We start from the raw sequence: 13,688 nt of genomic DNA on the forward strand, positions 1-13,688 counted from the left end.
GTATCGCTGTCCGACCTCATTGTGCTGGCCGTGGATTCCAGTTCTAAAGCAAGTTGCGAAGCTCCATAAAACGGGCTTGCACGATCTCCCAGGAGGGGTGTGGGCCGAAGCAGAGAATCTCGCACTGGCCCTTGTATTCGCGGCCAATCGCGGCAGAAAGGTCTCCCGTCGAAAAGAGGGCGTCGCTGTTGGCGAAGCTCATTTGATCCGGGTAGAAGTAGCTGCCAGGAAAGTGTGTGCGGCTGATGCGGTCGTAGTCCTGCTTGATCTCGCCATACTCGGCAGATTGAAGCATTTCTTGAATCTCGGGTCGTGATGCGAGTTGAAACAGGTCGTAGTAGTGCCGAGCGTAGGTGCCCAGAGAACGTCCATCCCGTTTGAGGATTTCCACTTTACTGTGAATGGCAAACATCTTCTCTACGAAGGTTCGCCTGAAATGGAGCAAGCGCATTGGGAACGAGCTTTCGTCTTCCGCCCCGAGCGTGATTCCTTTTTCCTGTAGCAACTGACCGAGGTAGGAGCGCAGCTCAACATTGACGGTGGGTTCCCGACCGCTGGCTGCTCCTGCTTCGAGGAGCACACGGTTGACGACTTCACCGGGACCGCCGTGGAGTTGGTGATAAGAGAACCGGTCATTGCGCCCGAAGCCTCCTATGGTTTGGCTCTCGTCGGGAACGAACTGAAGAGCCGGATGCGCGGCCACGGCATCGCGCAGGCTCTTTAGTTCGCGGTCGATGCCGCGTTTGGTCAGAGGTGGCTCGAAGGCAAGCGGGTCGAGAAAGATGTCGATGTCCTCTGAAAACCGCTGAATCAAGTTCCAGCCTTTCGAGAGGCTGGTTCCACCTTTGAAGATAACTTTGTCGCCGGCCGTAGCGGCGATGATACGCAGCACTTCGGTGACGTAGTAGTCCTTTTCGATGATCCCTGGCCGGAGCTGAAAGTGCTCTGCGGCCTGAAGGATCACCTGATCGAAGTCAGGATGTTCAAACAGTCTCACGTTTTGGGCCTTTCCTTGGCCTGCCACTCGCGCGCGTGTAGCAGGGCTGTGAATTGTCCAAAGTCAAACCGGGAGAGCGGATTCAAGGAGGCGCGCAGACGTGCTCGTGCGGCGGGATCTCGCTCAAGCTCTTCCGCCAGTGCGCCCAGTAAAGCGCGAACCCGTGGCGGCTCCGAATCAGCCACCTTGAGCAGTCGTTCAAGGTGACGATCCTTTGCAAGTAGGGCCAAGGTCTTTTGAATGGTGCGTTCGGCAGACAATTCGCTTGTGCTACCGCCCTTGCGTAAAAAGTCGAGGAGAGCTGCTTCTGTCTCAGACAGGTTCTTCCATGCTTCCGGCCTCCGTGCATGAACGCGGGTCTCGGCGCCGATGAGTTTCCTGGGGAGACTGAGTGAGCTTGTTGCCAACTCGCTTCGGCGCGATGTCTGCGTGCTGAAACCTAGTAGATTGGCGGCAGCGGTGCCGGATGGGAAGATTGTCTTGGTTCTCTCCGCCAGTTTCTTGATTGCCGTGGGGCTGGGACGGCTCGGCCCAAACGCTGTTGAGCGAGGACGATAGTAGACACCTTTGCTTAGCCGTTCTAATGTCCCGTTGCGGGTCAGACGCGAGAGCGTCTGGGCAACGGCGGGAAAAGGCTGATCCCGGAAGTCATTGTGACGCCACAACTTCTCGCCGCCGCGCTCAATTTGCAGGCGGATGGAACTAGCAGTGCTGCGGGTTTTGGCGGCCTTCGGCATCTCCTTTACTCTGTCCCCATCCATGCCATATTGTCAAGTTTTTTTGCGATAAAACGTGACAATTGCCTATCCGCAATCTATCAGTCCATTGTCCCCTACTAACTGACATTAGAGTGGTCGCCCCCGCCGCCGAATGGCTCGCTTGGACGTGCAACCGCCCGCCGCTGACACTATTGGGCGTCGAACAAATTGACTTGTGCGTTGGTGATAGGACTGTTTCCGACTAATTCGACGTGCATCTTTTCGGCGGCCAATACCCGCAAAAGATGAACGGGGGGCCGCTCTGATGGCGCGAGGTATTCGGCGAAATCCCGTGGTTCGATAAAGGTGGTCATACGCGGGTGGATAGGCGCTACCAACTCGTTCGGATCGCCGGTGAGGATGGCGAAGGTACGTTCCCACTGTTCCGTTTTCGGATTCTTCCAGAGCTTCCAAACGGCAGCCATGCCGAACGGTTCTTGCCCTGGGACAGTGATTTCGTACTTCGGCTTCTTTTGCCCTTTCGGCATCTCCTTCCACTCGAAGATTGAATCACCGGGCGCGATCGCGCGTCCGGCGAGAAACGCATCTTTCCAGAAATTTGCGTTGACGATGCCCTCGGAGCGCGCATTGAAAAGCAGACGATCGGGGAGCTTGAATCCCCAGCGCATCATCTCGATGCGGCGTTCGCCGTCGTCATTTAGATAGATGATCGGCTGCATGGATTGGGGACGTAGATCATCGCCAGGCGCGAAGTCGAGTTCTTCGATTCCTGCTGTGACCTCGAAGACCTTGGCGACTTTTTGTTTGTCGGATTTTCGTTTGAAACGTCCACACATGGTGAAACCTCGGTGCGCGCGGCGTTCGCGTTTTTATTATTCTGCCCTTATTCTTCTGCTACTTACAAGATAATGCACAACTTGCGCGGCATCGGAGGTTGACGGGGGGGCTACCCGATAGGCGAAGATAAAGCGAATATGGGTTCCGCTGCCGCAATCCGGGTCGAAGTCGAAACGAAACTGGCTCAGCGCGTCCCCGCCGCCCTGACGCTCAAAATCAAACAGGCACCGGAGCTATTCTCGACCGGCATGGCGGATGTCGACGCGATGCTGGGCGGCGGCATTCCCCGCAACAGTATTACGGAAGTGAGCGGCACAGCATCGACGGGTAAGAGTTCCTTTGCCCTGTCCCTGCTGGCAAACGTCACGAAGCTCGGCAACGCCTGCGCCTGGGTGGACGTGAACGATGCCCTGTCACCGGAATCTGCGGCGGCGGCGGGCGTTGAGTTGCAGCGGATGCTCTGGCTGCGCATGTCGGCAGAGCGCAAACAGAAGCTTAGCGACAAACCGTGGTCACGCCTGGAGCAAGCCCTGAAAGCCACCGACCTCTTGCTGCAAACTGGAGGCTTCGCGGCCATTGTGCTTGATATGAGCGATGTGCTGCCCCAGCACACCATGCGGATACCGCTGGCGACATGGTATCGGTTTCGACTGGCCGCCGAACATGCACGGTCGGCGCTGGTCTTCCTGACGCAATCTCCCTGCGCGAGCAGTTGCGCGACACTAGCCCTGCGTTGCGACCCCGCACAGACAAAGCCATTCAGCGACCACGGCGAGACGCCGCTGTTCGCGGGTCAACAGTATCAGCTTCTCCGCGAACGGAACCGCAATGAAGGCTCTCCGTTTCAGCAGAGGAAACCAGCGGGCCGTGTGGCTTGGGCGGCGGAAACACAGTGGACGAGGTGTCGCTGATGTACGCTGTGCTGCATCCGCCCAACTTCTTTGCGCAAGCTGCCGCGCTGGAAAATCCAGAGCTGCGCAAACGCCCGTTTGCGGTGTTCGATGGTCAAGCGCCCAGGGAGTTCGTGTTTGCCGCGAACAAGGCCGCGCGGACGCGCGGCGTAGAGGTCGGGATGTCCCGCCTTCAGGCGGAGGCTTGCGATGTGACGATGCTCCGCCGCGATGTCGCGGGGGAAGACACGGCACAAGGCCGACTGCATGAAATCGTGTGCCGCTTTTCGCCGCGCATGGAACTGGTAGCAGACCGGCCCGGCACCTATGCACTCGACATATGCGGCATGAACACCATCTTTGGCGATGCCACGCAACTCGCCGCAAAGCTGCGACAGAGCGTGATGGCCGCCGGCTTCCTCGCCAATGTCGCCGTTGCGGGGAATTTCCATGTGGCCGCATGTCTCGCGTGGGGACGGGTGGGCGTTTCGGTTGTTCCACCGGGTTGCGATGCGGAGGCCATCGGCGCTTTGCCGCTCAGTGTTCTTCCGCTCGAACCGGAACATGCCGAGACGTTCAAGGCATGGGGCATCCGCACTTGTGGCGAGTTGGCCGCGCTTGCGGAGACGGACTTGATTTCCCGTCTGGGACAGTCCGGTAAGAAACTCCACGCACTGGCCTGCGGCACCTTGCCGCACCTGATGATGCCGCTCGAAGCGAGCTTTGAATCGGGGCTGACAGAGCAGATGGAATTGGATTGTCCCGTCGATGATCTGCAACGCCTTCTCTTCGTTCTGTCACGTATGACCACGGCGCTGCTGGACCGGGTGCGGGCAAAGGCCCGCGCCATCGCTTCGATCCAAGTTGTGCTTCTACTCGACGGTGGCGCTCGGCATGAACGCCTCGTGCGTCCGGCGCTGCCGCTGCAAGACACACCGACGTTGCTCAAGCTGATGCAGCTCGATCTCGAAGCGCATCCGCCCAGCGCCGCGATTCTGGCTGTCGAACTGCGTGCGCAGTCCGCCCCTCCCTACCGAGCGCAACACGGCCTGTTTCTTCCGCAGGCGCCGGAACCGGGACAGACGGAGGTGTTGGTGGCGAAGCTGCGCAAGCTGCTGGGAGAAGACCGCGTAGGCTCGCCGGAGTTGGTGGACGATCATCGCCCCAACGCTTTTCGCATGGCTCCGTTCATGCCTCCCGCGCCCCGGCGCGTAGAGCCCTCGCTGTTGCCAGTACCGGTGGCACTGCGGGTGAACCGCCCGCCACAAGTCATCAACGTGCAGCTCGTGAACGAGCGGCCCGTGCGCGTCTATTGGAACTCGATTGCCTATACGATCCGCGAAGCGGCTGGGCCGGAACTTCTCAGCGGACAGTGGTGGGACAAAGCGGAGTGGTCGCGCGCGGAGTGGGACGTGCGCCTGATGGCGGACGGGATCGAACGACTGTGCCGCATCGCCTTCGATCCTGGGTCACGCTGCTGGTATGTGCAGGGCACGTATGACTGACTACGTGGAATTCCATGCGCGGTCGGCCTTCAGCTTTCTCGAAGGCGCGACACTGCCGGAACACCTCATGCAGCAAGCGGCGCATCTGGAGATGCCGGCGATGGCGCTGCTCGACCGTAACGGGTTCTACGGCTCGGTGCGGTTTCACATGGAAGGAAAGAAGCTCGGTGTGCGTTCGCACATCGGAGCGGAAGTAGCGGTAACCGACTTTGGAGAGCGTCTGCATCCACGGTCGTATCTGCCGCACCAACACTTGGCCGAACCAGCGCGTCTTCCGTTGCTGGCCGAAACCACCACGGGGTATCGAAATCTTTCCCGGCTCATCACGAGGATGAAGCTGCGTGAGACGACGAAGGCGGAAGGCGCAAGTTGGCTGGAAGAAGTCGAGCCGTACACCGAAGGCGTCGTGTGCCTGACGGGTGGCAACGAAGGCCCGTTGGCCGCGGCATTAGCCGAAGGCGGATACGACGCTGCCTACAAGACGGTGGAGCGGCTGACTAATGTCTTCGGACAGCGCAACGTCTATGTCGAATTGCAACGCCATTCGAGCCGCGAAGAAGAGCATCGGAATCGCGCGGCTATCCGCGTCGCAAGCTCGCTGCATCTGCCGCTGCTGGCAACGGGTGGCGTCAGTTACGCGACACCGCAAGAGCGCGAGACGCTGGACATCTTCACTTGTATCCGTCACCGCACCTCACTGGATAGCTCCGGGCGTTTGCTCGAACGCAATGCCCAACGTCATCTGCGCACAGCGAAAGAGATGGGCCAGCTCTTCTACGACTACCCTGAGGCCATCGGCAACACCGGCGAATTGTCGACGCGGCTGCAATTCGATCTGAGGACAGTCGGATACGACTTCCCGCCGTATCGAGTGCCGGATGGGGAGACGATGGATTCGTTCTTGAGCAAGCGTGTAGACGAAGGTCTGCGCCTGCGCTATCTCCCCAAACACGATGCGGCGTTGTACGAACGCGCCAGGCGACAGGCTGAGCATGAGTTGCGTGTTATCAAGAGTCGCGGCCTCGCCGGATACTTCCTCATCGTTTGGGATCTGGTGCAATTCTGCAAGGCGAACGGCATCATGGCGCAGGGGCGCGGCTCTGCTGCCAGCAGCGTTGTGTGCTACGCGCTCGAAATCACCATCGTCGATCCGGTGGGCCAGAAGTTGCTCTTTGAGCGATTTCTGTCCGAAGAGCGAACGGTGATGCCGGATATTGATATCGACATGGCGAGCGATAAGCCGCGCGAGAAAGGCATTCAGTATTTCTACAACCTCTACGGAGCGCAAGGCGCGGCGATGACGGCCAATGTCATCAGCTTCAAAAACAAATCTGCATCGCGTGAGGTAGGCGCGGCCTTGGGATTCGACCGCGAGATGACCTCGAAGCTCGCCGGCCTCTTGAGTTCCTGGGAATACAAGGCTCCCAGCGATTCGCTGGAAAGTACATTCAAGGCCGCAGGCCTCAACATGAAAGAGCAGCGCATCGCGCACTATCTGCGAAAGTCCTATGACGTGTTGCGCCTCCCGCGCAATCTCGGACAGCACTCTGGCGGCATGGTCATCTGCCAGGGACATCTCTCGTCCATTGTTCCTATCGAGCGGGCCTCGATGGAAGGGCGGACGGTGGTGCAATGGGACAAGGACGATTGCTCGGACATGGGCATCGTGAAAATCGACCTGCTCGGTTTAGGGATGCTAGCGGTCCTCTCCGACTGTCGCGAGCTGGTGCCAAAGCATTACGGCGTTTCGCTCGATTATGCGCAAGTCCCACAGGACGACGCGGTGTACAAGACCATCGCTGAAGCCGATACAGTGGGCCTCTTTCAAATCGAAAGCCGGGCGCAGATGTCCGCGCTTCCGCGCACGAAACCAAAGTGCTTCGCCGACCTGTCCATGCAAGTTGCCATTATCCGGCCTGGCCCGGTGACGGGCAAGTTCGTCAATCCGTATATCGAGCGAAGGCTGGGGCGGCAGCCCGTGACGTATCTGCATCCGTCGTTTCAGCCGTTCCTCGAACGGACGTTGGGCGTGCCGCTCTTTCAGGAGCAAGTCATGCGAGTTGGCATGGTCGCGGCGAATCTCACAGGCGGCGAAGCCGAAGAGCTGCGCAAGGCGATGGGCGGCAAACGGTCGGATGCTGTACTCGCCGGCCTCAAGGCACGGCTCATCGACGGAATGACAGCGAACGGTTTCGATGCAACGCAACAAGCGGAAGTGATGCGTATCCTCTCAACGGTGCGAGAGTTCATGTTCCCTGAGTCGCACGCTCACTCGTTTGCGAGCATCGCGTATTCGAGCGCGTACACGAAGTTTCATTACCTCGGCGCGTATCTGTGTGCGCTGCTCAACAATCAGCCGATGGGCTTCTACAGCCCTTCGACGCTCATCAACGATGCGAAGCGCCATGGCCTCAAAGTGCGGCCCATCGACGTGCAGCGTTCCGACTGGAACTGCACGCTGGAGACGTTGGACGAAAACGAGCGAGCAAAGCACAGCGACCCGTTCGCTGTGCGGATGGGTCTGCGCTATGTGAAGGGGCTACGGCAAGTCATCGGGGACGCGATTTCACTTGCGCGAGAAACGACCGGGCCATTCGTCTCCGAATACGACCTGAAGCGTCGCGTGGCGTCGATCCGCAAGGATGAATTGGCGCTGTTGGCGAAAGCGGGTGCGTTCAACTGGACAGGGGAAAAACACGACCGCCGCACGGCGCTCTGGCGAGCGGAGCGAGCCGGACAGGATGTTGGCCCGCTCTTTGCGAACATCCCGGATGAGTTTGAAATCGACATATCGGCCCCGCTGGTGAGCATGGCGATCAACGATCGGATGGTCGCCGACTTTTTCATTACCGGTTTCACCCTGGGGCTTCATCCAATGGCCCTCCAGCGCGCAGAGCTGGACAAACTCGGGGTGATGCGTGCCGCTGACCTCAAGAGCGTGCCGGATGGGACATTTGTACGGATTGCCGGTGCCGTGATTGCACGGCAACGACCTGGCACGGCCAGCGGTTTCATCTTCCTTAGCAACGAAGACGAAACCGGCATCTCGAACGCCATCATCCATCCCAAGCTCTACGAACAAAATCGCGTGACGGTGACGAGGAAGAATTTTCTTCTGGTGGAGGGCGTGCTACAGAATCAGGACGGCGTCATCAATGTACGAGCTTCAACCGTGCGTGTAGTCCATGCCGGGAATGTCGATGTGTTGTCGCGAGATTTTCATTGAGTCGTCGTTTGCCTCTGGCTTGCGGCAAGCAGATTGTCGCCACAGTGTGGCGACAATCTGCGCGGGCTGCCCGTCGGGTGGGTGAATGCGGGCCTGGTGCGAAGCGCCAGCACGAATAGGGTGGGAAAGACGGGCAACAAGAACACGCAGCCGCCCTTCGGCTCATCGAAGGGCGGCTGCGTCATCATCGACCGTTCGGTTGTTCAAGCGGCGGGGCCTTGCTGGTTGGGCGAAGAATTTTCCAATACGATATGCCTCCGCTCCATTCGGTGCCGTCGTCGTCCATCCGTACCCAAAGGCAGTTTCCAATTCTCTTGGTCACGGTGCCAGTGCGTCCGGTTTGTTTGCTGGATACTCGTTTGCCTTTCATCGTTCTCTCCTTTCCTTGATGGATGTCCCGCTTCTTGTGTGGAATCGGCACACTGGTTTCAATCGCGCAGGGTGAAGGGGCCGACCTTGGCTCCCGGCTGCGCCTTGGCCGTCACTTCGGCGATAAGTTCGTCCTGCCGTTCCTTCGGGACGCCTTCCGCGTCCCACTGATGACGCAAGGCAGCTTCGGGGTCATCGTCGTTGGGCGGTGTGGAGGGTGCCACTTGGAGATAGAAACCGATGCCGTCGTCGGTTTCCAGCAAGAGACCCGCATCGCGCTTGGCGTGAACTTCGGCGGCAGTCATCACAGAGACAAGTTTGTCGAAGGGCATGGTGCGGGTGAAATTGCGGTCACGGTTGCCGTAGTTGTCGAGCACGGTCACGGAAACCTTGTTCACCTTCTGGATGAACGACCAGCCATCGCGCGGGGAGGCCCAGCAACGGCAAGCGCCACCCTTCTCCGGTCGTGTCTTGTCGGCAACCGTGCCTCCGCTCTCGGCCAACATGGCGCGTTCATAGGCGATGCGGTTCTCAAAGTGGGCAACCCAACGCAGCGCGTATGCGATGCTGCGCTCGTGAACGCGGATGGAGATGGCGGAAGCCTGTTGCTCGTCAATCAACCCTTTCTTCAAACCTCCCCAAACGCTGTCTGCACCTTCATAGGTCGAAGCCGGGTACTTGTCTTTGGTGTAGTACACGGTGATGTGATCGACGTTGGCGATGGACAACGCACGTTCGCGGGTGAGTCCTTCGCTGCGCCATGCGGGGAGAAACTTCTGCGACTCGGCTATTTGGCGTTCCCGCTTGCGTTTATCGCCCTCCAGTCCCTTGATGCGGCGGGCTCGCACATCGGGACGCTCCTTGTATTTGGCATGACGCAACGCGCCTTGGGCGCGGTCAGTCCAATACTTCGCCGTGTCCCACATCTTCACGGCGCGGCTCATGCCCTCGCGGATACGCTCGGCATCACGCAGGGCGCGGCGTTCGCTGTGATGACCAATCAAGATGGGCTGGCCGAAGGGGATGTTATCGGCAATCGCGGCGACGGCCTTCTGCGCTCGGTCTGCGTCTTCGGTGCGGCTCTCGCTGTACTCGCTGAAACGCTCGCTGCGTTCTTCGGCGCGTTGCACAAGGCTGGTGTCTTCGTCCCCGATCTCGTCGCACAAGTCGAGTAAAAGGTCTTCCCGCGAAGGCGTCCACGCAGGGGCTACGAAAAGCTGTTGCCGTGGTGCCCACTTGAATCCGGCATCTTTCACGCGGGCATAAGTTTCTTGGTCGAAGCGGCTGGTTGAATAAAGACGGAGTTTGTTGTCTTCGGGGGAATAGGTCGCGGTCATCATAGCGTGTTTTCTCCTTTCGGTTGGGTGGGCGTTGTTAGGCGAGACGCAGGTGGTGCTTCGCGTCGTGCCAATCGAGAACGGGGGTAATGTGGTGGTGGGTGAGGTCGCGGAACTCTTCGCCGTAAAGCTCTACGGGGATATGCCCCAAAACTTCGTCACAGTTCGGGCAAATGACGGCAATGGTATCGCCGCAAAAGCCCAAGCTGAGAAGGTCAACGGTGTCTTCGCCGAGGATGTAGTCGCCCATGCGCACGTTGGCGAAGCCTCTCCAAGTGAAGGGGTTGGGTGTGTCGGGTGGTGTGGTTTGGTTGTTGTGCATAGTGCCTCCCGCTTTGGCTTTTGCACGTCCGCGTTGAAACGCGGCATGTACATGCCGAACGCCACCTGGCGAAGGCGGGGGTAGCAAGCGTCAAGGGGAGCGGGTATCTCCCACCCGCAGCAAAGCGGAGGGCGCGGTTTTATCGCGTGATTTTTGCGCAGCAAAAATTATGGGGAAACCCCTTGACGCGCGCGATCGGGGCAGAGCCCCTTAGCAGGCTTGTGTACCTTGCCGAGCGCGGAGCGCAGGAATTATCGGGAGGGCGTTGCGGGAAGGAACGGCCCGCAGAGGTGGGGGCGGAGGATGCGAAGCAGCCGCAGACGGGAGGAGACTTCCGCCCTCATCAGCGGGTTCCATTACGGCTTGACATCGCTAGAAATAAAACTCTTCTCAGTCCGTATCATGAGGCGACGCATGTTTTAGGGATAAGGGTGTCGTTTCGACGGCTCTCATCCCCAATTCAGGTGGAGGAACGTCATGGCAACAGTAGAGAGAAGTAAGGAGATTCAGCTCGTCCGCGATTATGTTCGCAACGCGAAGCGGGAGTTTGATGGGCTCGCGCTCTATACGCGGCGCTTCGATATGTACCCGTTCGACATGATGGGTCTTGGCATCCTGTCCAAAGCCTTTTCGCTGGCAAACGCTATCTTTGTTCTTCTGGGTGCGGGGCTGGAGGATCAAGCCTATGGCTTGTGCCGATCCATCGTCGAATGTTCATTGAACCTGCGTTACCTGACCGAAGACCGCAGCCAGCTTTGGGCGAGAACCGATAAATATATGCGGTTCGCGGTAGCCGACAAGCAATACTGGATGCACTGGGCTCTTCAAAGCGCAGCGGGCACACCGATGGAAGCAAAGATACTCGAATATGGGAAGCAGTGGGGTCTAACTCCAGACACTAAGGGAGCCTCGAAGCACTGGTCCGGCGAGAAAGGTTTTGCGTGGGTCACGAATCTGAAGGACCATCCACTGGACGGCGACAGCTCGACAGACTTCATCAAAAAGAGTCAGTATGCGGTGGACTATTACCAAACGTCATCGTATATCCATTGCTATTCCACGGCGCTCGATAACTTCTGGCCGGAGGAACGGGCGCAGTTCTCCATAGAAGAGCGTTCTAAACAGCCCCAATTCCAAAAAGTCCTCTTTATGGTTCTTGGGTATGTCCACAGCTCCATCGCCTATACGATCTTCGGTCTTGGCATGGAACGTCCACAGGTCTTCAACGAACTATATTCCGAGACACTGCAATCAATGGCTCCCTACGAACGGCGGTTTAGCTGAGAAAGCCCCATTTTACGCGGCCCTCCAAACATCGCCTTCAGTATTTAGGGGCAACCGCGTTGCTGATCTTGTTGACCTGTTCGCCGGTACGCCAGCGGTCCATCAATGCGGCGATTCCCGTCGCCCCGTATTCCGTGAACGGTGTAAGCGGCCAATCTGCCTTCCTGGGCCTACTGGGATGAATCTGTGTCAACCGTCCATCGCAGATACTTGGCGATGGCGTGATAAATGATAAGTCATCGCTCACATAGGGCGGATGGAGGTGCTCCGTCACGGTCTGTACGACAAAGTGACCCACGTAGACGGTGGAGACACTACCGGTTCCAATCCGGGTCTTTCCTCCATCGGCCATGATAGTGAAATCGGTGCCGTGACAGCCGATATGGGATTCGGTGAGTGCGCCGATCCAGACCCTCGTCCTTTCAGGAATGGCTTGGCATTCGCGCATGGCGATCCGTTCTGCGCGCGTGAAGAAATTCTCATTGTCGTTTCGGGGTTTGATGGACTCTGCGACCATCGCTGTTTTGACGGCCCATTCCGCCAGCAATTTCATCCCTCCCGGATCGAGGGTGATCGCAGTATTGAGAAGCATAGGCTTGAGCCGGGCGACGTTCTTTTCCTCAATCTGGCTCATCCAGCCGTTATTGCAGGTACGGCAGACGGTGTTAATCGTTATCTCGGGATCTTGTCCAATAAGAACGGGGCCGCTTCCTTCCTGTCTATTGACCGGGGCGAACGCGATAAGTCTGTGCATCCATGCAGCCCAGAGATGTTCTTCGCTGCCGGATTCGTTATCACAGAAAATGCAGGGCGGAGGCATGGTGGGAGTATAGCGGTCGCAGCGAGCGGGAACCTCCTTCCTCGGCCGTTAAGAGAAGTACACTGGTCCTGAGCTAGAAAAAGATGGACGGTCCATTACTGATCTTCGACAAATCGGCGTTGCAACTGCTCGGTGTGGATGAGTCGGCATGGCTGGATAATTTCTTTCAGTCGGTCATCACGCCGCTGTTCTATGTGGAGACCCTAGCGGATCTCGAAAAGAAGATGGGGAAAGACCGCACGGCAGAGCAAGAAGTCAAACTCATTGCGGCAAGGATGCCAGAGCAGCAGGCGACACCCAGCGTTCATCACAGTACCTTGATAGCCTCAGAACTCGCAGGTTTTTTCAGGCTGGATACAGACCGGGCAAAGCGCGTGCTGCCTCAAGGGCAACCTGTGATGCTGGGAGATTCCAAGGGAATTATTTACCGCGATGCGCCCGAAGAAGAAGCCCTACGCCGATGGCAGGAGGGGCAATTCATTGAACTCGAACGCGATATCGCAAAACAGTGGCGAGCTGCCTTGGCCGAAACCGATAACGGCGTCCTTTATGAATCCTTCAAACGTGTTTACGAACGTAATCCCAAGCCGAAGGACCTACCTTCCCTGAAGGCATTCGTAGATGCGACGTTGGCGCGGGCGCCGGATGATTGGTTTCTCGGTTTTGTGTTGGAGTTGGTTGGAGCTTCAGACGAGGAAAAAGCATCAGTGCGGCAGCGTTGGGATGCGGAGGGAAAACCCCCGATACAGAACTTTCTGCCGTATTTCGTCCACGTTTTCACCGTAGACCTCTTCTTCTATCTAGGCATCGCGGCAGACTTGATTTCGCGTAACCGGGCCAGCCACCGGGCCGATATTGCTTATCTGTACTATCTGCCGTTTTGTTCGATCTTTACGTCGGCGGACAAGCTACACAAAGGGATCGCGCCGCTATTCCTGAAGGACCACCAGATATTTCTCCCCGGCGACGAGCTGAAGGCAGAGATGAAGAAGCTCAACAACCATTATTCGAGCCTGCCGCAAGAGGTTTTGGATCGCGGGATGATGAACTTTGCGAAGTTCCCACCAGAAGATACTGGATTTCTCACCACGAGATTGTGGGACCGCTTCGATCCAGAATGGCGGGAGCTGGCAACTAATCCACCTAAACTCGATGCCGACATGCAGGCTGCGCTTCTGGAACTGGTCAATCGTTTCAAGAATGAATCGACCCCGCTGCATCCCGAAACCTACATTCCGCTTAAGGAAGTGGGACAGCTAACAATCGAGAAGCGGGTATCGACCACACGAGGCAAGTGGCACAGGTTTTCACCTGAAGTCGAAGCGACATCCAAGCCCCGACGCGTTGAAACCACTGAATCGTCCGAAAACCCATAACTCCGC

General features: G+C 58.0%; 11 protein-coding genes. 5 read left to right on the forward strand and 6 right to left on the reverse strand.

The annotated features are described in order from the left end of the window. Positions 1–43 precede the first annotated feature (43 nt). The 3 genes from GSQ94_RS00450 to GSQ94_RS00460 form a co-directional block, all read right to left on the reverse strand. The gene (locus GSQ94_RS00450; RefSeq protein WP_158941359.1) at positions 44–997 is read right to left on the reverse strand and encodes a nucleotidyl transferase AbiEii/AbiGii toxin family protein; all 954 of its coding nucleotides are present in this window, start codon (positions 995–997) and stop codon (positions 44–46) included. Further along, on the reverse strand, positions 994–1,734 hold the full coding sequence (locus GSQ94_RS00455) for a DUF6088 family protein (RefSeq protein WP_158941360.1): 741 nt from the start codon (positions 1,732–1,734) through the stop codon (positions 994–996). Before GSQ94_RS00455 ends, GSQ94_RS00450 begins: the two co-directional genes overlap by 4 nt. 170 nt (positions 1,735–1,904) lie before the next feature. Continuing rightward, the gene (locus tag GSQ94_RS00460) at positions 1,905–2,552 is read right to left on the reverse strand and encodes an SOS response-associated peptidase (protein ID WP_158941361.1); all 648 of its coding nucleotides are present in this window, start codon (positions 2,550–2,552) and stop codon (positions 1,905–1,907) included. Positions 2,553–2,690: 138 nt separating this feature from the next. Between GSQ94_RS00460 and GSQ94_RS00465 the strand changes: the two genes are divergently transcribed. Genes GSQ94_RS00465 through GSQ94_RS00475 form a run of 3 tightly spaced genes read left to right on the forward strand, consistent with a single transcriptional unit; the run spans position 2,691 to position 8,174 of the window. Beyond that, on the forward strand, positions 2,691–3,464 hold the full coding sequence (locus tag GSQ94_RS00465) for an ATPase domain-containing protein (RefSeq protein ID WP_158941362.1): 774 nt from the start codon (positions 2,691–2,693) through the stop codon (positions 3,462–3,464). Beyond that, complete coding sequence (locus tag GSQ94_RS00470; RefSeq protein ID WP_158941363.1) at positions 3,446–4,948, forward strand: DNA polymerase Y family protein; 1,503 nt, start codon at positions 3,446–3,448, stop codon at positions 4,946–4,948. Before GSQ94_RS00465 ends, GSQ94_RS00470 begins: the two co-directional genes overlap by 19 nt. After that, a complete protein-coding gene (locus GSQ94_RS00475) occupies positions 4,941–8,174 on the forward strand; it encodes a DNA polymerase III subunit alpha (RefSeq protein ID WP_158941364.1) in 3,234 nt (1,077 codons plus the stop codon). Before GSQ94_RS00470 ends, GSQ94_RS00475 begins: the two co-directional genes overlap by 8 nt. 428 nt (positions 8,175–8,602) lie before the next feature. Here the strand turns inward: GSQ94_RS00475 and GSQ94_RS00480 are convergent, their stop codons facing one another. Both GSQ94_RS00480 and GSQ94_RS00485 read right to left on the reverse strand, forming a co-directional pair. After that, on the reverse strand, positions 8,603–9,883 hold the full coding sequence (locus GSQ94_RS00480; RefSeq protein WP_158941365.1) for a DUF3560 domain-containing protein: 1,281 nt from the start codon (positions 9,881–9,883) through the stop codon (positions 8,603–8,605). Between the two features lie 34 nt (positions 9,884–9,917). After that, positions 9,918–10,202 carry a hypothetical protein gene (locus GSQ94_RS00485; protein WP_158941366.1) on the reverse strand — a complete coding sequence of 95 codons (285 nt, stop codon included), beginning with the start codon at positions 10,200–10,202 and terminating at the stop codon, positions 9,918–9,920. Between the two features lie 477 nt (positions 10,203–10,679). On the opposite strand from GSQ94_RS00485, the gene GSQ94_RS00490 reads away from it, so the two are divergent. Beyond that, complete coding sequence (locus GSQ94_RS00490; RefSeq protein WP_158941367.1) at positions 10,680–11,486, forward strand: DUF5677 domain-containing protein; 807 nt, start codon at positions 10,680–10,682, stop codon at positions 11,484–11,486. Between the two features lie 37 nt (positions 11,487–11,523). On the opposite strand, the gene GSQ94_RS00495 is transcribed toward GSQ94_RS00490, so the two are convergent. Further along, the gene (locus tag GSQ94_RS00495; protein ID WP_158941368.1) at positions 11,524–12,120 is read right to left on the reverse strand and encodes a hypothetical protein; all 597 of its coding nucleotides are present in this window, start codon (positions 12,118–12,120) and stop codon (positions 11,524–11,526) included. A 269-nt stretch (positions 12,121–12,389) separates the two neighbouring features. Between GSQ94_RS00495 and GSQ94_RS21020 the strand changes: the two genes are divergently transcribed. Continuing rightward, positions 12,390–13,682 (forward strand): hypothetical protein, encoded by a 1,293-nt coding sequence (locus tag GSQ94_RS21020; protein WP_216842980.1) that lies wholly within the window; start codon positions 12,390–12,392, stop codon positions 13,680–13,682. Positions 13,683–13,688 lie beyond the last annotated feature (6 nt).

The organism is Granulicella sp. S190, assembly GCF_009766095.1.
Classification (GTDB): Bacteria; Acidobacteriota; Terriglobia; order Terriglobales; family Acidobacteriaceae; genus Edaphobacter.